Genomic DNA, 18,452 nt, shown 5'->3' with positions numbered 1-18,452 from the left:
GGCACGCTCCTGTCACTTTCTTTCAAACGGTTTCACAAAGGTGATCTTAGGCTCTTTGTACGGCCCCTCGACGCGGTAATTCACGCTGGCGAAGCGCGAGACCCGGTCACCGAGCAGCCGATCGACGATGAACAGCGCCCCCCCGATGGCCGGTGCGCCGACGATCAGTGCCGCCAGTGGCAGGTTGTTGGTCACCGGCAAGGACACATTGACGTTGGCCGCCACGCGCTCGCGGACCATGTCCAAGGTGCCGTCGATCTCGATATCGCTCGACGGGCCGGTCATGAGAATGGGCTCGCGGGTCACGTAGATACCGCGGCTGACCGCCAGCAGGCCCTTGACCCGGTCGTAGGCCAGGCCCTTGCCGAACAGGTCGGAAAAGTCCAGGCGCAGGCGGCGGCCCAAGGCGTTGAAGTTCAGCAAGCCGAATACCCGCAACGCTTGCGCACCGCCCTCCACTTCCTTGAACTGACCGTCACGCATCGAAGCGTCCAGGCTGCCAGACACCCGATCCAGACCCACCCAGGCCGGCGAGCCTGGCCAGCGTGCATCGATGTCCACATGGAAGTCTCGGCTGGTCACCGACGGCGCAAAACCCCAAGCCTGGAGAATATCGGCCAGGTTCTTGCCAGACACACGGCCTCTGTACGAACTGTTGGTCGCGCCGGGAGCGCCTTCCCAGGCTGCACTGCCGTTGGCTTGCAGGCCTTTCATGTCGACGTCGATGTCGTTGACGGCAAGGCCCTTGGCATTGGGCCGCAGCTTGAGCGCAACGCGGCCATACAAGTCGTCACCGCGGTACAGCTTGTCGATGGTGAGGTCCAGGGCAGGCGTTTTGCGCGGGTCGTTCTTCGCCAGTGGGTCTGCACCCTTGGCGTCGTCGGCCTGGCCGGGATCTGCCGGTGGCAGGCGCAGGGTTTGCAGGCGCACCACCAGCGGCGCGGCCTTGGCATCGGGCAGGCGGGCATCGCCAATCACCTCGCGGCTGTCCAGGCGCAGGTCCCAGGCACCGCCACTGCGCGTCAGCCGTACCACGGCCTGGTTCAGGGTCATGCCAGAGGCCTTGATCTGGCCAATGCTCAGGTCGGCGCTCTGCAGCACCTGGCGGGCACCGCCGCCAGGGTCGTCGCCGGCAAACTGCCCGGCCTGTTGCTGCCAGGCATCGACATCCAGCGATTCGAGCCGACCGCGCAAGCGCAGGCCCTGGCCAGCCGGCGGCGTGGCCTGGCCACTGCCGAGCAGCAGCTCCCCGCGCCCTTGGGTCAAGCGCTCGGCCGGCGCCACGTAAGCCAGTTGCGCGAGGTCGGCGTAGCGGGCGTCCATGCGTCGCTCGGCGCCGTCCAGCGACAGGCTGAAGCGGCTGTTGCGCACGGTAGACGCGGCCTTGCCGAAAGGCACCGGCAAATCGATCTGCAAGCCTTTGAGCGAGGAATTGACGATCAGGTCGTTGCCTCGGCTGCCCAGGTTCACCTGCAACTGGTAAGGCAGTTCACCTGCCAGCGGCAACGCCTGCTTGAACTGCAGCCAGTGGGTCAGCGTGTTCAGCGCCACCTGGCCGGTGGCATCGATGCGCGTCTGCATCTGCCCGCCCTGGCCGAGCGCCGAAATCTGCGCGGTAACCGGCCGATCAAAAGCCCGGAAGCGGATGTCACGGCCGCTGAGCCCTTTGGCCAGGTCGAAGGTGAAATCACCCGTGAGCTGGCTGAGCTGCAACTGTGGCGAGGCGATTTTCAAGCTGGCCTCGCGTGTGGCGAAGTCCACCAGGACCTTAGGCGTCTGGCCCTTGGCCAGCGGAATGTCCAGGGTCACCTTGCCGGTCAGCGGCCCCTGGCCTTCCCATCCAGCGAACACGCTTTGAGCGCCGATGGGCGCCTCTTTGAGAATCTTAACGCCATCGGCCAGCTTGCCATCGACCTTGCCTTCCACCAGCAGGTGGCTGTGCTGGCCTGGCGCAGCATGGGGGATATTGACCTTGACCTGGCTCAGTTGGGTATCGAGCATGCGCCCGCGCTCGGCCACGACGCGCACGCCGGCATCGTCGATGTAGACCTTGCCGTCGACGTCCTTGAGCGCGGGCCAGCCGGGCTGGAAGTCCAGGACCGCATTGCGCACGTCGAAGAACAGGCTGATGTTGCGGGCATGGGCCGGCGCGTCGTGATGCAGCGAGCCCTGGTACTGGAAATAACCTTCGTCGACGTCACCCTTGACGATGGCACTGCGCAGCCAGTGGTCCACCTCGTCGCTCAACACCGCAGGCAGGTACTTGGCGGTATAGCGGCCGTCGCCGTCGGTAAGCCCTACGCGCAGGTCCATGTAGTCTTCGTGACCCGGCTCCAGGAACAGACGGATCAGGAAGTCGCCGGCGATGTTGCCCTCCTCGCCCTTGACCTTCAGGTACGGGGCGACCAGGGTGAAGCCTTGCTTGTTCAGAGCCCAGGTCAGACGCGCGTTGGCCTGCTGGTAGTGCCAGGGTTTGTCGAAGATCGGGTACAGGTGAAGCATGAACGCCTCACTGTCCAGGCGCAGTTCGCCGTGGCCCAGGTCACCGCTGATGCTGCCGCTGACGTTACCGGCCGCCGGCGCGCCGTGATAAGCGTCGAAGCCGATCTTGTCGAGGTTGGCCGCGAACTGCAGGCGCTGATCGCCCTCGGCGTGCGGACGCAGGTCCAGGCGCAGGTTGCGCAGCGCTCCCGTCACCTGGAGCGCGTCAACCGCCTTCATGGCTTGTTCGGGCAAGGGCGCAAGGGCGTCGATGACAGCAGTCAGCGGGGTCAGGTCGACACGATCAGCCTGCACCTGCCAGGTCTCTTGCTGCGCGGTATCGCCTTGGCTCTGCTGCAGTTTGAGACGCGATTGCCAGGCTGTATCGCCGATCTGCGCCGCCAGCGAGTCGACCTGCACCTGCAGGCCTTGGTCAGTGCGCTGCAGCCAGGCGGCGACGCTGACGTCCTTCAGGCTGATGGGTTTGCGCCCTTGGTAGGCGCCTTGCAGGTGTGGGGCGCCGAGCCGAACCACCGCTTCCTGGAGCTTTTCTTCGCCCCACCGCAGCCACATCTCGCCGCCTGCGGTCAGCGTCTGCGCCTTCCAGTCGGCCAGCAGGCGCGGCGGCAGCCAAGCCGCCCAATCGGCCTGTGGCAGGTGCAGGTAGCCTTGTAACGCGCCCTGACGCCAGCGCTCGGCCTGCGCCTGGCTATGCACCACGGCCGACAGGCGTTGCCCGTCAGGCAAGGTGGCCTGCAGTTCCAGCCTCTGGCGCCGGCTGCCTGCCTTGAGGCCAAGCTCCACGTAGGTCAGGGTCAAGGGTTCGCGTTGCCAAGGGTGCAGCGTCACCTGGCTGTCGAACAGATCGACGCGCCCGAGCTGGCGCAGTTGCTTGAGCATCTGTTCGGGGTCGAGGGGCGCATCATCGCGCTTGGGCACGTCTTGCAGCGTCCACTTGCCGTTCTGGTCTTCGCGAACGATCAGCTGCACGCCACTTATCTGCAGGTTGGCCAGGCGCACTTCGCGCGCCTTGAGGCTGGCCCACAGGTCCGGCACCACCTTGATGTCGTCCACACGCAGCGCCGCCTTGCCTTCGCCCACCTGCACGTCGCGCAGGGTGATGATCGGTGACAGCCGTGCCCACTGCCCTTGCAGCGCGCCAATGTGAACCGGCACCCCGGCCGCCTCGGCAACCTTGGCCTCCAGGTCACTGCGGTATTCGGCAACCAGCGGCACCAGCACGCGGCCGAGGCTTGCATACAGCGCCACCAGCACCGCCAGCAGTGCACAGACGCCCAGGCCCCAACGGGTCAAGGCGCCTGGAACGTGCGTCATACGCCCCATGGCCATGGCCCTCCAGATGATCGTTCGATGATGGCCGTGGGCAGCGCGCCGGTGACTGGGCGTGCGGCATCAACCGCGCTCAGAGCAGCACCACGTCGTACTGCTCCTGCGAATACATGGACTCGACCTGGAAGCGGATGGTTCGACCGATGAACGCCTCAAGCTCCGCGACGTTGCCAGACTCTTCGTCCAGCAGGCGATCGACCACTTTCTGGTTGGCCAGCACCCGGTAGCCTTCGGCCTGGTAGGCGCGCGCGACCCGCAGGATTTCCCGGAAGATTTCGTAGCAGATGGTTTCCGGAGTCTTCATGCGACCGCGCCCCTGGCAGGCAGCGCACGGCTCGCACAGCACCTGTTCGAGGCTTTCGCGGGTGCGCTTGCGGGTCATCTGCACCAGACCCAGCTCGGTGATGCCGATGATGTTGGTCTTGGCGTGATCGCGTTCGAGCTGCTTCTCCAGGGTGCGCAGCACCTGGCGCTGGTGCTCTTCGTCTTCCATGTCGATGAAGTCGATGATGATGATGCCGCCCAGGTTGCGCAGGCGCAGCTGGCGAGCGATGGCAGTGGCGGCCTCCAGATTGGTCTTGAAGATGGTTTCCTCAAGGTTGCGGTGGCCGACGAAGGCGCCGGTGTTGACGTCGATCGTGGTCATCGCTTCGGCCGGGTCGACGATCAGGTAACCGCCGGACTTGAGCGGCACCTTGCGCTCGAGTGCGCGCTGGATTTCATCCTCGACGCCGTACAGATCGAAAATCGGGCGTTCACCGGGGTAATGCTCCAGGCGGCTGGCGAGCTCGGGCATGAGTTCGCCGACGAACTGGGTGGTTTTCTGGAAGGTTTCCCGCGAATCGATGCGCACCTTCTCGATCTTGGCGTTGACCAAGTCACGCAGGGTTCGCAGGGCCAGACCCAGGTCTTCATAGATGACCGTCGGCGCGCCGCAGGTTTTCATCTGGCTGCTGATCTGCTCCCAGAGCCGGCGCAGGTAGCGGATGTCTTGCAGGATGTCTTCGGCCCGCGCGCCTTCGGCAGCGGTACGCAGAATGAAGCCGCCGGCATCCTTCATCTCTTCCTGGGCCATGCAGCCGTTGACCACCTGCTTGAGGCGCTCGCGCTCGGCTTCGTCTTCGATCTTCAACGAGATGCCCACGTGACTGCTGCGCGGCATGTACACCAGGTAGCGCGACGGGATCGACAGCTGCGTGGTGAGCCGGGCGCCCTTGGTGCCGATCGGGTCCTTGGTGACCTGCACCACCAGGCCCTGGCCTTCGTGCACCAGGGCGCTGATGGTTTCCACCGCCGCGCCTTCGCGCAACGAGATTTCCGAGGCATGGATGAACGCCGCACGCTCAAGGCCGATGTCGACGAACGCCGCCTGCATGCCGGGCAGCACGCGCACCACCTTGCCCTTGTAGATGTTGCCAACGATGCCGCGGCGCTGGGTGCGCTCGACATGCACCTCTTGCAATACCCCGTTTTCGACCACTGCCACGCGTGATTCCATCGGCGTGATGTTGATCAGAATCTCTTCACTCATGGCAGTTTCTCGTCAGACGTATCAGGTAATGATGGGTCGTCCAGCAGCCTTTGGCGACCCTCTGCAATCGACGCCGATGCCTATTGCCAGCAGTCGATGCCAAACGTGCCAAGCAACTCGGCGGTCTCGAACAAGGGTAACCCCACCACTGCGGAATAGCTGCCGCTGATATGCCTGACGAAGACCGCGCCCAGGCCCTGGATGGCGTAGCCGCCGGCTTTGTCTGCCGGCTCGCCGCTGGCCCAGTAGCGTTGTGCCTCGGCACTGGAAATTTCACGGAAGCCGACCGCCGTGCTGACGCACAGGCTGCGGGTAGTCATGCCATCGGTAAGGGCCACGGCGGTCAGCACCTGATGGCTGCGCCCGGAGAGGCCGAGGAGCATGGCCTGAGCCTGGTCGGCATCGCCGGGTTTGCCCAGCACCTGCCCGTCGAGCACCACCACCGTGTCGGCGCCGAGCACCACGCCTGGGGCCTGCAACGAGGCGAATCCGGCCCGTGCCTTGGCCTGGGCCAGGCGTTCGACGTAGCGCTGGGCGGTTTCGCCTGGCAGCAGGGCTTCATCGATCGGAGCGTTGAGCACGGAAAACGGCACGCCCACCTGGGCCAGCAATTCACGGCGTCGCGGGGAGCCTGAGGCCAGGTAGAACGGGGGCATTGGGGGTTGTCTCCGTGACAGTGTTCAGAAACCGCTAGTTGATGCGCAATCTGCGGCGCAGATCGCGCAATGCGAAACTCAGCCACGGCCACAGCACGGCACTGATGAACGCTGACCAGACCAGCGCAAGGGTCGGCAGGCGGTTGCCGGTGAGGGCGCTGAGCCACAGCTGCACCAGCTGTGCGATGCCGAAGATCACCAGGATCACCAGGCTCTGCTGCCACATGGGGAAATTGCGCATGCGCTGCTGCAAGGTCAGCACCAGGAAGGTAATGAGGGTGAGCACCAGAGCGTTTTGCCCGAGCAAGGTGCCGTACAGCACGTCTTCGGCAAGGCCCAGGACGAACGCAGTGGTCATGCCGACCCGATGCGGCAGGGCCAGCGCCCAGAACGACACCAGCATCGCCAGCCACATGGGCCGGAAGACTTCGAGAAACTGCGGCATCGGCGAGACGCTGAGCAGCAGGCCAAGGGCGAACGTCAGCCAGATCACCCAGCCGTAGTTGCTACGCAGACGCACCATCATTGCCTCCGAGGTTGTGCCGCCGACGCCGGCGACGGCGCCGGGGCTGCGGTGCCAGTGGCAGGCGTGCCAGAGGACGGCGCGGCGTTCTGAGGCGTGCCGGGCTGAGCCGTGGGGTTCTGGGTCGGGGTCGACTGGCCGGCGGGGGCTGCCGGGTTAGCGCCACCCTGGCCGGTGGCCGGCGCCGGCGTGGCGCCTGCCGCGCCCTTGCGGTCCGCCTCTTCCTGGGCCAGCGCCGCGTCAGTGGCGCGCTGTTCCGGGGTACGGCTGTCGCTGAACACCAGCAGCATGTAACGGCTGCGGTTCAACGAGGCGGTGGGGATGGCGCGCACAATGGCGAAGGGTTGGCCGGAGTCGTGGATGACTTCGTTGACCGTGGCCACCGGATAACCCGCTGGGAAGCGCTCGCCCATGCCGGAGCTGACCAACAGGTCGCCTTCCTTGACATCGGCCGTGTCGGCCACATGGCGCAACTCCAGGCGTTCCGGGTTGCCGGTGCCGCTGGCGATGGCGCGCAGGCCGTTACGGTTGATCTGCACCGGAATGCTGTGTGTGGAATCGGTCAGCAGCAGGACCCGCGCGGTATAGGGCATCAGCTCGACCACTTGGCCCATCAGGCCGCGGGCATCGAGTACCGGCTGGCCGAGGAACACGCCGTCGCGCTCGCCCTTGTTGATCAGGATGCGGTGGGTAAAGGGATTGGGATCGACGCCGATCAGCTCGGCCACTTCGACCTTTTCATTGACCAACGCAGAAGAATTGAGCAGCTCGCGCAAGCGCACGTTCTGTTCGGTCAGCGCCGCCAGCTTCTGCAAGCGCCCCTGCAGCAGCAGGGCTTCGGTCTTGAGCTTTTCGTTTTCCGCAATCAGCTCGGTACGGCTGCCGAACTGCCCGGCCACGCCTTGCCAGATACGTTGCGGCAAGTCGGTGATCCAGTAGGATTCCATCAACACCAGGCCCATCTGGCTGCGTACCGGTTTGAGCACGGCAAAACGCGCGTCGACCACCATCAGCGCGACCGACAGCACGACCAATACCAACAGGCGGATGCCCAGCGAAGGGCCTTTGGAGAAAAGCGGTTTAATGGGCCGTTCCTCGTGGACGACTCAGGAGGTCATTGGACATGGGACAACGAACCAGCCTGGTTGCAGGTTGACGGAAACGACGCACCGACCGACGCCGGCCGACGCATACAGGTAGCACCGTGGGTGCTACCTGTAAAGCGCGGGGGAAGGTTGCGGGAACACGGCAACTGCGTGGATCACTCGCTGGACAGCAGGTCCATGGCGTGTTTGTCCATCATTTCCAGCGCGCGACCACCACCGCGGGCGACGCAGGTGAGCGGGTCTTCGGCGACGATCACCGGCAGCCCGGTTTCCTGGGCCAGCAGCTTGTCCAGATCGCGCAGCAGTGCGCCACCGCCGGTCAGCACCAGGCCGCGTTCGGCGATGTCAGAGGCCAGCTCTGGTGGCGATTGCTCCAGCGCGCTCTTGACTGCCTGAACGATGGTGGCCAACGATTCCTGCAGCGCTTCGAGCACTTCATTGGAGTTGAGGGTGAAGGCACGCGGAACGCCTTCGGCCAGGTTGCGGCCACGGACATCCACTTCGCGGGTTTCGCCACCTGGGTAGGCGGTGCCGATTTCCTGCTTGATGCGCTCGGCGGTGGACTCACCGATGAGGCTGCCGTAGTTGCGGCGAACATAAGTGACGATGGCTTCGTCGAAGCGGTCGCCACCGACGCGCACGGACTCGGCATACACCACGCCATTGAGCGAGATGAGGGCAATTTCGGTGGTGCCACCGCCGATGTCGACGACCATCGAGCCACGGGCTTCTTCCACCGGCAGACCGGCGCCGATGGCCGCGGCCATGGGCTCTTCGATCAGGAACACTTCACGTGCGCCCGCACCCAGGGCCGACTCGCGAATGGCGCGGCGCTCAACCTGGGTGGATTTGCACGGAACACAGATCAGCACACGCGGGCTGGGCTGCAGGAAGCTGTTTTCATGAACCTTGTTGATGAAGTACTGCAGCATTTTTTCACAAACGCTGAAATCGGCAATCACGCCATCCTTCATCGGACGGATGGCAGCGATGTTGCCAGGGGTACGGCCCAACATGCGCTTGGCTTCGGTACCGACTGCCACGACGCTTTTCTGGTTGCCGTGGGTACGGATGGCAACAACCGAGGGTTCATTCAGTACGATACCGCGCTCACGCACGTAGATTAGAGTGTTGGCCGTCCCCAGGTCGATCGACAGATCGCTGGAAAACATGCCACGCAGTTTCTTGAACATGGGAAAGTGACCCTGGGAAAGCGTGGGTAAAAAAGTGCGGCAAACTCTAACAATGGCGGGGATTTTGGGCAAGGAGCCAATATGTTAAATTGGCAGTTTTTCCGAGCACGCCAGCAGAAGATCGCGGCCCTTTGACCGCCAAACCGCCGGCATGTTCCTCATCGGGTAATTGTTCCCTTTTGTTTCCTAGTCCTGGAGATCCCCATGGCGCTTCAACGCTGCGACGTGGAAAAGATCGCTCATCTGGCCCGTTTGGGCCTCGATGAAGCCGAACTGCCACGCATTACCGATGCCTTGAACAGCATCCTCGGGCTCGTCGACCAGATGCAATCGGTCGACACCGACGGCATCGAGCCCCTTGCCCACCCCCTGGAAGCCAGCCAGCGCCTGCGGCCCGATCAGGTCACCGAGCAGAATCAGCGCGAGCGCTACCAGGCCATTGCCCCAGCGACCGAAAACGGTCTGTACCTGGTTCCGAAAGTCATCGAGTAAGGGATAGAGCCTGCCATGCATCAATTGACCCTGGCCGAGATCGCCCGCGGACTCGCCGACAAGTCGTTTTCCTCTGAAGAGCTGACCGGCGCGCTGCTCAAGCGCATCCACGCCCTCGACCCTCAGCTCAACAGCTTCATCACCGTCACCGACGAGCTCGCCCTGCACCAGGCCCGCGCTGCCGACGCCCGTCGCGCTGCTGGCGAAGCCGGCCCGCTGCTGGGGGCGCCGATCGCCCACAAGGACCTGTTCTGCACCAACGGCGTGCGCACCAGTTGCGCCTCGAAGATGCTCGACAATTTCACTGCGCCCTACGACGCCACCGTGGTCGCCAAGCTGGCTGAGGCCGGCATGGTGACCCTGGGCAAGACCAACATGGACGAATTCGCCATGGGCTCGGCCAACGAGTCGAGCCACTACGGCGCCGTGAAGAACCCCTGGAACCTGGAACACGTTCCGGGCGGCTCCTCGGGTGGTTCTGCCGCTGCCGTGGCGGCGCGCCTGGCACCGGTCGCCACCGGCACCGACACCGGCGGTTCGATCCGCCAGCCTGCCGCGCTGACCAGCCTCACCGGCCTCAAACCTACCTATGGCCGCGTGTCGCGCTGGGGCATGATCGCCTACGCTTCCAGCCTTGATCAGGGCGGCCCGATGGCGCGCACCGCCGAAGACTGCGCACTGTTGCTGCAAGGCATGGCCGGCTTCGACGCCAACGACTCCACCTCCATCGATGAGCCGGTGCCTGACTACAGCGCCAGCCTCAACGGCTCGTTGCAGGGCCTGCGCATCGGCCTGCCGAAGGAGTACTTCGGCGCCGGCCTAGACCCACGCATTGCCGAACAGGTCCAGGCGACCGTCGCCGAGCTGGAAAAACTCGGCGCGGTGATCAAGGAAATCAGCCTGCCGAACGTGCAGCACGCCATCGCCGCGTACTACGTCATCGCCCCGGCAGAGGCCTCCTCGAACCTGTCGCGCTTCGATGGCGTGCGCTACGGCTATCGCTGCGAAGACCCGAAAGACCTCACCGACCTGTACAAGCGTTCGCGCGGGGAAGGCTTTGGCCTTGAGGTGCAGCGGCGCATCATGGTCGGCGCCTACGCCCTGTCGGCGGGCTATTACGACGCTTATTACCTGAAAGCGCAGAAGATTCGCCGACTGATCAAGAACGATTTCATGGCGGCCTTTGAGGGCGTCGACCTGATTCTCGGTCCGACCACGCCGAACCTGGCCTGGAAACTCGGCGCCAAGGGTAACGACCCGATCGCCGCCTACCTCGAAGACGTCTACACCATCACGGCCAACCTGGCCGGCCTGCCGGGGCTGTCGATGCCTGCGGGCTTCGTCGAAGGCTTGCCGGTCGGTGTGCAACTGCTGGCGCCGTACTTCCAGGAAGGCCGCCTGCTGAACGTGGCGCACCGCTACCAGCAGGTCACCGACTGGCACACCCGCGCCCCTACCGGCTTCTGAGGAATTCATACATGCAATGGGAAGTTGTGATCGGGCTGGAGATTCATACCCAGCTCGCGACCCAGTCGAAGATTTTCTCCGGCAGCGCTACCACCTTTGGTTCCGAGCCCAATACCCAGGCCAGCCTGGTAGACCTGGGCATGCCCGGCGTGCTGCCGGTGCTGAACCAGGAGGCGGTCCGCATGGCCTGCATGTTCGGCCTGGCGATCGACGCCGAGATCGGGCCGCGCAACGTGTTCGCGCGCAAGAACTACTTCTACCCCGACCTGCCCAAGGGCTACCAGATCAGCCAGATGGACCTGCCGATCGTCGGCAAGGGCCACCTGGACATCGCCCTGGAGGATGGCACCATCAAGCGCGTGGGCGTGACCCGCGCGCACCTTGAAGAAGACGCCGGCAAGAGCCTGCACGAAGACTTCAACGGCGCCAGCGGCATCGACCTGAACCGCGCCGGCACACCGCTGCTGGAAATCGTCTCCGAGCCGGACATGCGCAGCGCCAAGGAAGCGGTGGCCTACGTCAAGGCCATCCACGCACTGGTACGCTACCTCGGCATCTGCGACGGCAACATGGCCGAAGGCTCGCTGCGTTGCGACTGCAACGTGTCGATCCGCCCCAAAGGCCAGGTCGAGTTCGGCACTCGCTGCGAGATCAAGAACGTCAACTCGTTCCGCTTCATCGAGCGCGCCATCAACAGTGAAGTGCAACGCCAGATCGAGCTGATCGAAGACGGCGGCAGGGTCATCCAGGAAACCCGCCTGTATGACCCGAACAAAGACGAAACCCGCTCCATGCGCAGCAAGGAAGAGGCCAACGACTACCGTTACTTCCCCGACCCTGACCTGCTGCCGGTGGTCATCGAACCCGCACTGCTCGACAGCATTCGTGCCGCCCTGCCCGAATTGCCCACGCAGAAGGTCGAGCGTTTCCAGGCGCAGTACGGCCTGTCGGCCTACGACGCCAACGTGCTGGCGGCGAGCCGCGAACAGGCCGATTACTTCGAGCAAGTGGCCAAGGTCGGCGGCGACGCCAAGCTGGCGGCGAACTGGGTGATGGTCGAGTTGGGCAGCCTGCTCAACAAGCTGGGCCTGGACATCGACCAGTCGCCAGTCAGCGCCGACCAGCTCGGCGGTATGTTGCTGCGCATCCGCGACAACACCATCAGCGGCAAGATCGCCAAGACCGTGTTCGAAGCCATGGCCGCTGGTGAAGGCGATGCCGATGCCATCATCGACAGCAAGGGCCTCAAGCAGGTCACCGACAGCGGCGCCATCGAGCGCATGCTCGACGACATGCTGGCCGCCAACGCCGAGCAGGTCGAGCAATACCGCGCCGCCGATGAAGCCAAGCGCGGCAAGATGTTCGGCTTCTTCGTCGGCCAGGCCATGAAAGCGTCCAAAGGCAAGGCCAACCCCGCACAGGTGAACCAGTTGCTCAAGGCCAAGCTCGAAGGCTGACCGTTTTCGCCCCCGTCGCCCTCGTTTGCAGGTCATCCCACCGCTGCTGGCCACGCACCGCCTCGCGCGGTGCCGCCGCCGGCAGGCGTGGGGCGATCTGCCGACGACCGCCAAGGAGCCCGCATGCCGATCAAACGTCTGTTAGGCACCCTTGCCTTTACTTCCCTGCTGGCCGGCTGCGCCAGCCATAGCGTCGACCCGCGTGGCTATGACGACACCGGCATGGCCTCGTACTACGGCGCACGCCATCACGGCAAGCGCACTGCCAGCGGCGAACCCTTCAACCAATACGGCCTCACCGCCGCCCACCGCCAACTGCCGTTCGGCAGCCGGGTGCGGGTGACCAACCTGGCCAACCACCGCAGTGTCGTGGTGCGCATCAATGACCGTGGCCCGCACCGGCGTGGACGCCTGATCGACCTGTCGCGCGCTGCGGCGGAAAAAATCGGCATGCTGCGTAGCGGAACCGCACGCGTGCGGGTACAAGGGTTGAGCCGCTGACCTCACTGGAGCCCTGACCATTTCCCTCCTTGCCACCCTGCCCCCCTTCAGCCTGCTGCAACTGTGCGCCGGGCTGGTGCTGATGGTGCTCGGCGCCGAACTGCTGGTGCGCGCAGCGTTGCGCCTGGCGACCCGGCTGCACGTGCGCCCCTTGATCATCGGCCTGAGCCTGGTGGCGTTCGGCAGCACCGCGCCGCAGCTCACCGTCAGCCTGCAAGCCGCCTACCAAGGCGCGCCCGATGTCGCCATCGGCAGCGTGATCGGCAGCAACATCTTCAATATCCTGGTGATCCTCGGGCTGACCGCGCTGATCATTCCGCTGCGGGTCTCGCGCCAACTGGTGCGGCTCGACCTGCCGTTGATGATCGGCGCCAGTGCGCTGGTGTACCTGCTCGCCGCCAACGGCTACCTCGGGCGCAGCGAAGGCTCCCTGCTGCTGCTGGGCCTGATCGGTTACCTGCTGGTGCTCTGGCGCCAGTCCCGCCATTACGCGCGCAGCTACACGGCGCCGCAGGTCCGGCACCTGCACCGCGCCCGCTTCTGGACCATCACGTCCCTGCAAGTGCTGTTCGGCCTGCTGTTGCTGAGCCTGGCGGGGTACCTGGTGCTGGAAGCGGCCATCGAAGTGGCGACTGACCTGGGGCTGTCGGAACGGGTGATCGGCCTGACCGTGGTGGCCGTGTGCACGTCGCTACCGGAGCTGGCGGCCGCGCTGGTGGCGGCAGTGCGCGGCGAGCGCGAAGTGGCGGTGGGCACCGTGATCGGCAGCAACCTGTTCAATCTGCTGGGGGTGCTGGGGCTGACCGCTCTGGTGACTCCGCAGCCGCTGTCGATCTCGCCCAACGCGCTGGCCTTCGACCTGCCGGTGATGCTCGGCGTCGCAGCGCTGAGCCTGCCGGTGTTCTACTCCGGCTACCGCATCACCCGTGCCGAAGGCCTGGTACTGCTGGGCCTGTACCTGGTGTACGGCCTGCACGTGGTGACCTTCACCACCGGCATGCCGCTGGCCGGCCGGCTGGAACACCTGATGTTCTTCTACGTGCTGCCGGTGCTGGGCGCGGTGCTGCTGTTCACCACCGTACGTGCCTGGCGCCGGCAGCACTGAGCGCGGCCACCCTGTGCTGCAAACGGTGCGTCAGGCCTTGGCCTGGCGCATTTTTTTCAGCTTGAAGGCGACCCACAACACCGCGATCCACGCCGGGATCAGCATCACCGAGATACGGATCGGCGGCGTCAGGTACATCACCACCACGATCAGGGCAATGAACGCCAGGCACAGGTAGTTGGTGAGCGGATGCCCCCAACTGCGGTAGAACGGCGTCTGCCCCTGAGCCAGCCTGGCCTTGCGAAATTTCAGATGGGTGATACTGATGCTCGCCCAGTTGATCACCAGCGCCGACACCGCCAGGGCCATCAGCAGGCCGAAGGCTTCGCCCGGCATCAGGTAGTTGATGATCACGCACAGGCCGGTGGCCAGCGCCGACACCCCCAGTGCCGCCAGCGGCACGCCACGACGGTTGAGCCGGGTCAGCGCACGCGGCGCATCGCCCTGGCTGGCCAGGCCGAACAACATGCGGCTGTTGGCGTAGACGCAGCTGTTGTAGACCGACAGCGCGGCGGTCAGCACCACCACATTGAGGACCGTGGCCACGACATCGCTGTCGAGCTCGTGGAAGATCATCACGAACGGGCTGCCGCCCTGCACCACCTTCTGCCATGGGTACAACGCCAACAGCACCGCCAGTGCGCCGATGTAGAAGATCAGGATGCGATAGACCACCTGGTTGGTGGCCTTGGGGATGCTCACCCGTGGGTTGTCCGCCTCGGCCGCCGTGATGCCCACCAGCTCCAGCCCGCCGAAGGAAAACATGATCACCGCCAGCGCCATCACCAGCCCGGTGATGCCGTGAGGGAAGAACCCGCCGTGCTGCCAGAGGTTGGCGACACTGGCGTCTGGCCCGCCGTTGCCGGTACCGAGCAGCCATACGCCGAAGCCGATCATGCTGACGATCGCCACCACCTTGACCAGCGAGAACCAGAACTCCATTTCGCCGTAGACTTTCACCTGGGTCAGGTTGATGGCATTGATCAGCACGAAGAAAATCGCCGCCGTGGCCCAGGTAGGGAAGTCCGGCCACCAATATTTGACGTAGATGCCGACCGCCGTCAGCTCGGCCATGCCGACCAGCACGTACACCACCCAATAGTTCCAGCCCGAGACAAAGCCTGCGAACTCGCTCCAGTAGCGGTGGGCGAAGTGGCTGAAGCTGCCGGCAACCGGCTCTTCCACGACCATCTCGCCAAGCTGGCGCATGATCAGGAAGGCCATCACCCCGGCGATGGCATAGCCCAACAGTACCGAGGGCCCGGCCAGCTGGATGGTCTGGGCGATGCCCAGGAACAGGCCGGTACCGATGGCACCGCCCAGGGCGATCAACTGGATATGGCGGTTCTTCAGCCCGCGATGCAGCGGATCGGGCGTGTTCTGCTCGTGCATGAGGTGTCCTTTGGCTCAGAAGGCAGTGTCAGGAACGGTAGGAAGCGTCTTGAGAAAGCGGCCAGGCGCGGGGAAAACGACCGAGGTCGCTTGCAACGCAGCATGGCCGGGCATCAAGGCTTTTCGTACAACGCCTGAGAGGGAGACGGCGGGCAGCATCTAGATCCAGCCGCCCCACTGCAAGACGAAAATGCCGATGTTGGTTGTGATCGCCGCCATCAAGGTGGTGATGACGATGATCGAGGCCGCCAGCTCATGGTTGCCATTGGCTGCGCGAGCCATGACATAGCTGGCCGCTGCCGTGGGGCTGCCCAGGTAGAGAAACAGAATGCCCAGCTCAGCGCCGCGGAATCCGCACAGCCACGCGCCGGTGGTGCCCAGCAGCGGCAGCCAGGCCATTTTCAGCAGGCTGGCGTCGATGGCCAAGCGGCCACTGTCACGCAGGGAGGCCAGCGACAGCGTGCCGCCGATGCAGATCAGGGCCAGGGGCAAGGTCATCTGCGCGAGGTAATCGCCGGAGGTGAGCAGCCAGTTGGGCAGCGGCACCTGGGCATAGGCCAGGGGCGTGGCGATGACCACGCTGAGGATCAGCGGGTTGCTCGCCAGGCTCTTGCAGATGCTCCAGGGGTCGGACTTGAGGCTTGGGCTGTACACCGCCAGCACCACCGCCGAGAGCGTGTTGTAGAGCAGAATCACCACGCCAGCGAGCACCGCGCCCAGGGAAATTCCGACGTCGCCGTACAGGCTGGCCGCCAGGGCCAGGCCGATGACGCCGTTGTTGCCGCGAAACGCGCCTTGGGTATAGATGCCACGCTCGTGGGGTGGGCAACGCCAGATCGCCATGCCCCAGCACAGCGCGAACCCCAGCACGGTCGCGATCGTGAAGAAGCCGATCAGGCCCGGGCGGAACGCACTGGAGAGGTCGGCGTGGTAGATGCCGAGGAACAGCAGCGCCGGCATGCAGACGTTGAACACCAGATTGGAGGCGACGCGGTTGAAGGCATCGTCGATCACATGCAGACGTTTGAGCGCGACGCCCAGGAACAGCATGGCGAACACGGGCGCCGTGATGTTGAAGGTCTGGATCAGCAGGGCAAGCATGAAAGGCGGGAATCCTGAGGGCACGGTCAGGCCGAGGATAATACGCCAGTGCTCAGGACTTGAGGTTTATTACCCATCATAAAAGGCAGTTTCCTACGAAACTGCCGTGATCAAGCGGCTTGGCTCAGCGGCGCACCGGCCGCTTCTGCAGCTTGCGTTGCAAGGTGCGGCGGTGCATGCCCAACGCGCGCGCAGTCGCCGAAATGTTGCCTTCGTGCTCGCCCAGCACGCGCTGGATGTGTTCCCACTGCAGGCGGTCGACCGACATCGGGTTGTCTGGCACCAGGGTCTCGAGGTTGGCGTGCTCGGAGAGCAACGCGGCGAGCACGTCATCGGCGTCGGCGGGCTTGCACAGGTAGTTGCAGGCGCCGCGTTTGATGGCTTCCACGGCAGTGGCGATGCTGGAATAGCCGGTCAGCAGCACCACACGCATGTCCGGGTCCAGTTCCAGCAGCTTGGGCAACAGCACCAGGCCTGAGTCACCTTCCATCTTCAGGTCGAGGGTGGCGTAGTCGGGCAGGTCGCGCTTGGCCAGTTCATAGCCCTCTTCGGCCGAAGCGGCGGTGCTGACACGGAACCCGCGACGGCTCATGGCGCGCGCCATGACGCGGGTGAAGGTGGCGTCGTCGTCGACCAGCAGCAGGTGCGGCAGCTCTTCGCCTTCAACCTGGATTTCTTCGCTCATTGTGGTTCTCCTGGCGTGCCATAGGGCAGGCGCAATTCGGTCAGGGTGCCGCCCTGTTCATGGCTGTAGAGTTTCACCGAGCCGCCGGCGCGGGTCACGCTGGCCTTGCTCAGGAACAGGCCGAGGCCGAAGCCCTTGCCCTTGGTGGTGATGAACGGCTTGCCGATGGCTTCGGCAATGGCCGGCGCGACCCCGGGGCCGTGGTCGCGGATGCTGATCAGAATATCCTGCTCGTCCCAGTCCAGGTGCACTTCAAGGCTGTCCGGGCAGGCATCGGCAGCATTGTTCAACAGGTTCAGCAGGGCCTGGGTGAGGTCTGGCGGCGGTGACAAGCGTGGCACTTCGCCGTCGCGCAGGCGCTGGAAACGGTAGCTGGTTTCCGGGCGCATGAGGTGCCAGCGGTTGAGCGCCTCATCGAGCCAGGCGGTGACCTCCTGCTCGATGATCGCCATGCGCCGGTTAGCCTCGGCGGCGCGCACCAGCTGCTGCAGGCTGTGCTTGCACGACTGCACCTGGTCTTGCAGCACCATCAGGTCTTCCTGCAACTGCGGGTCGGTGTGGTCCTGGCGCATCTCGTTGAGCAGCACGCTCATGGTCGCCAGCGGCGTGCCCAGCTCGTGCGCCGCGCCCGCCGCCTGGGTGGCGACGGCCAGCAATTGTTCATCGCGCAGGCTGTCTTCGCGGCGCTCGGCACGCATCTGCTCGGCGCGGCGCAGCTCTTCGGCCATGCGCGCGGCGAAGAAGGTGATCACCGCCGCCGCCAGGGCGATGCTCAGCCACATGCCATAGACCTGCATGGTGTCGCGCGCCATGGGCATGCTTTCCAGCGGGTAGAACTGCACCAGCAGCAAGCTGTAGGCCGCCAGGGCAATGCCTGACAACACCAGCGAGTAGATCCACGGCAGCGTCACGGCGGCGATGGCCAGCGGCACCAGGTAATACGACACGAACGGGTTGGTCGAGCCGCCGGAGTAATACAGCAGCGCACTGTGGATCAGCAGATCGCAGGCCAGTTGCAGCGCGTACTCAAGCTCGGTGACCGGCAATGACAGGCGCAAGCGCAACGCCGTGAAGGCGCACAAAAGCGAAGACAGCACCAGCGTCAGCGCCAGTGACAGCCAGGGCAGGGGCAGCAGTTCGGTCCAGTAGGCAACGCCCACCGAGCCGGCCTGGGCAGCGAGCACCAGCACACGGATGACCGTGAGGCGCCAGAGGTTCAGGCGGGTGGCAGATAACGGGTGTGGTGCGGCGAGCATGAACGCTCCTGGTGGCAACAGCGGAAAACGCCGACGAAGTATACCGAAGCCGCTGACTGCACTGTAGCGATGCGGCAAAGCGCCACACTTTGATACAAGCCATTGAGGGCCGGTTTGAACCGGCTTCACCCGACCCGGTCTGATTGGCCATCAGGG

Annotated in this window: 15 protein-coding genes; 5 read left to right on the top strand and 10 right to left on the bottom strand. The window is 64.7% G+C overall.

Annotation, left to right across the window (positions count from 1 at the left end; all coding sequences use genetic code 11):
• Nucleotides 1-12 precede the first annotated feature (12 nt).
• From SJI00_RS11450 to mreB, 6 genes are all read right to left on the bottom strand, one after another.
• Entirely contained in the window at nt 13-3,831 is a 3,819-nt protein-coding gene (locus SJI00_RS11450; protein WP_322461821.1) for a YhdP family protein, read from the bottom strand.
• A 73-nt stretch (nt 3,832-3,904) separates the two neighbouring features.
• Nucleotides 3,905-5,362, bottom strand: a complete 1,458-nt coding sequence (rng, locus tag SJI00_RS11445) for a ribonuclease G (RefSeq protein ID WP_322461820.1) — start codon at nt 5,360-5,362, stop codon at nt 3,905-3,907.
• Between the two features lie 80 nt (nt 5,363-5,442).
• A complete protein-coding gene (locus SJI00_RS11440) occupies nt 5,443-6,018 on the bottom strand; it encodes a Maf family protein (RefSeq protein ID WP_322461819.1) in 576 nt (191 codons plus the stop codon).
• 34 nt (nt 6,019-6,052) lie between these two features.
• Entirely contained in the window at nt 6,053-6,541 is a 489-nt protein-coding gene (mreD, locus tag SJI00_RS11435; RefSeq protein WP_322461818.1) for a rod shape-determining protein MreD, read from the bottom strand.
• Nucleotides 6,541-7,596: a rod shape-determining protein MreC gene (mreC, locus tag SJI00_RS11430; RefSeq protein ID WP_416221027.1), complete on the bottom strand. Its 1,056-nt coding sequence runs from the start codon at nt 7,594-7,596 to the stop codon at nt 6,541-6,543. Before mreC ends, mreD begins: the two co-directional genes overlap by 1 nt.
• Before the next feature lie 206 nt (nt 7,597-7,802).
• Nucleotides 7,803-8,840, bottom strand: a complete 1,038-nt coding sequence (gene mreB / locus SJI00_RS11425; protein WP_296263119.1) for a rod shape-determining protein MreB — start codon at nt 8,838-8,840, stop codon at nt 7,803-7,805.
• Between the two features lie 204 nt (nt 8,841-9,044).
• Here mreB and gatC point away from each other — a divergent pair, with 204 nt between their 5' ends.
• From gatC to SJI00_RS11400, 5 genes are all read left to right on the top strand, one after another.
• Complete coding sequence (gatC, locus tag SJI00_RS11420) at nt 9,045-9,332, top strand: Asp-tRNA(Asn)/Glu-tRNA(Gln) amidotransferase subunit GatC (protein WP_312936847.1); 288 nt, start codon at nt 9,045-9,047, stop codon at nt 9,330-9,332.
• Nucleotides 9,333-9,347: 15 nt separating this feature from the next.
• On the top strand, nt 9,348-10,799 hold the full coding sequence (gene gatA / locus SJI00_RS11415) for an Asp-tRNA(Asn)/Glu-tRNA(Gln) amidotransferase subunit GatA (RefSeq protein WP_322461817.1): 1,452 nt from the start codon (nt 9,348-9,350) through the stop codon (nt 10,797-10,799).
• An 11-nt stretch (nt 10,800-10,810) separates the two neighbouring features.
• Nucleotides 10,811-12,256, top strand: a complete 1,446-nt coding sequence (gatB, locus tag SJI00_RS11410) for an Asp-tRNA(Asn)/Glu-tRNA(Gln) amidotransferase subunit GatB (protein ID WP_322461816.1) — start codon at nt 10,811-10,813, stop codon at nt 12,254-12,256.
• A 123-nt stretch (nt 12,257-12,379) separates the two neighbouring features.
• Nucleotides 12,380-12,757 carry a septal ring lytic transglycosylase RlpA family protein gene (locus SJI00_RS11405; protein ID WP_322461815.1) on the top strand — a complete coding sequence of 126 codons (378 nt, stop codon included), beginning with the start codon at nt 12,380-12,382 and terminating at the stop codon, nt 12,755-12,757.
• Between the two features lie 82 nt (nt 12,758-12,839).
• Nucleotides 12,840-13,862, top strand: coding sequence for a calcium/sodium antiporter (locus tag SJI00_RS11400; RefSeq protein ID WP_416221026.1), 1,023 nt, complete (start codon nt 12,840-12,842; stop codon nt 13,860-13,862).
• A gap of 30 nt (nt 13,863-13,892) precedes the next feature.
• On the opposite strand, the gene SJI00_RS11395 is transcribed toward SJI00_RS11400, so the two are convergent.
• The 4 genes from SJI00_RS11395 to SJI00_RS11380 form a co-directional block, all read right to left on the bottom strand.
• Entirely contained in the window at nt 13,893-15,254 is a 1,362-nt protein-coding gene (locus SJI00_RS11395) for an amino acid permease (protein WP_322461814.1), read from the bottom strand.
• Nucleotides 15,255-15,413: 159 nt separating this feature from the next.
• Nucleotides 15,414-16,355 (bottom strand): AEC family transporter, encoded by a 942-nt coding sequence (locus SJI00_RS11390; protein WP_322461813.1) that lies wholly within the window; start codon nt 16,353-16,355, stop codon nt 15,414-15,416.
• A 124-nt stretch (nt 16,356-16,479) separates the two neighbouring features.
• Complete coding sequence (locus tag SJI00_RS11385; protein ID WP_322461812.1) at nt 16,480-17,040, bottom strand: response regulator transcription factor; 561 nt, start codon at nt 17,038-17,040, stop codon at nt 16,480-16,482.
• Entirely contained in the window at nt 17,037-18,296 is a 1,260-nt protein-coding gene (locus SJI00_RS11380) for an ATP-binding protein (RefSeq protein WP_322461811.1), read from the bottom strand. The genes SJI00_RS11385 and SJI00_RS11380 overlap by 4 nt, the downstream gene beginning before the upstream one ends.
• Between the last annotated feature and the right edge of the window lie 156 nt (nt 18,297-18,452).

The organism is Pseudomonas gebzensis (assembly GCF_034427815.1).
Lineage (GTDB): Bacteria > Pseudomonadota > Gammaproteobacteria > Pseudomonadales > Pseudomonadaceae > Aquipseudomonas.
The sequence above is the reverse complement of the archived record's forward strand: the minus strand, read 5'-3'. Positions and strand labels throughout refer to the sequence as shown.

What these genes read in the sequence shown, in the direction of transcription:
- SJI00_RS11450 (WP_322461821.1), bottom strand. Translation starts at nt 3,831, where the DNA reads ATGGCCATGGGGCGTATGACGCACGTTCCAGGCGCCTTGACCCGTTGG.
- rng (WP_322461820.1), bottom strand. Translation starts at nt 5,362, where the DNA reads ATGAGTGAAGAGATTCTGATCAACATCACGCCGATGGAATCACGCGTG.
- SJI00_RS11440 (WP_322461819.1), bottom strand. Translation starts at nt 6,018, where the DNA reads ATGCCCCCGTTCTACCTGGCCTCAGGCTCCCCGCGACGCCGTGAATTG.
- mreD (WP_322461818.1), bottom strand. Translation starts at nt 6,541, where the DNA reads ATGGTGCGTCTGCGTAGCAACTACGGCTGGGTGATCTGGCTGACGTTC.
- mreB (WP_296263119.1), bottom strand. Translation starts at nt 8,840, where the DNA reads ATGTTCAAGAAACTGCGTGGCATGTTTTCCAGCGATCTGTCGATCGAC.
- gatC (WP_312936847.1), top strand. Translation starts at nt 9,045, where the DNA reads ATGGCGCTTCAACGCTGCGACGTGGAAAAGATCGCTCATCTGGCCCGT.
- gatA (WP_322461817.1), top strand. Translation starts at nt 9,348, where the DNA reads ATGCATCAATTGACCCTGGCCGAGATCGCCCGCGGACTCGCCGACAAG.
- gatB (WP_322461816.1), top strand. Translation starts at nt 10,811, where the DNA reads ATGCAATGGGAAGTTGTGATCGGGCTGGAGATTCATACCCAGCTCGCG.
- SJI00_RS11405 (WP_322461815.1), top strand. Translation starts at nt 12,380, where the DNA reads ATGCCGATCAAACGTCTGTTAGGCACCCTTGCCTTTACTTCCCTGCTG.
- SJI00_RS11400 (WP_416221026.1), top strand. Translation starts at nt 12,840, where the DNA reads ATGGTGCTCGGCGCCGAACTGCTGGTGCGCGCAGCGTTGCGCCTGGCG.
- SJI00_RS11395 (WP_322461814.1), bottom strand. Translation starts at nt 15,254, where the DNA reads ATGCACGAGCAGAACACGCCCGATCCGCTGCATCGCGGGCTGAAGAAC.
- SJI00_RS11390 (WP_322461813.1), bottom strand. Translation starts at nt 16,355, where the DNA reads ATGCTTGCCCTGCTGATCCAGACCTTCAACATCACGGCGCCCGTGTTC.
- SJI00_RS11385 (WP_322461812.1), bottom strand. Translation starts at nt 17,040, where the DNA reads ATGAGCGAAGAAATCCAGGTTGAAGGCGAAGAGCTGCCGCACCTGCTG.
- SJI00_RS11380 (WP_322461811.1), bottom strand. Translation starts at nt 18,296, where the DNA reads ATGCTCGCCGCACCACACCCGTTATCTGCCACCCGCCTGAACCTCTGG.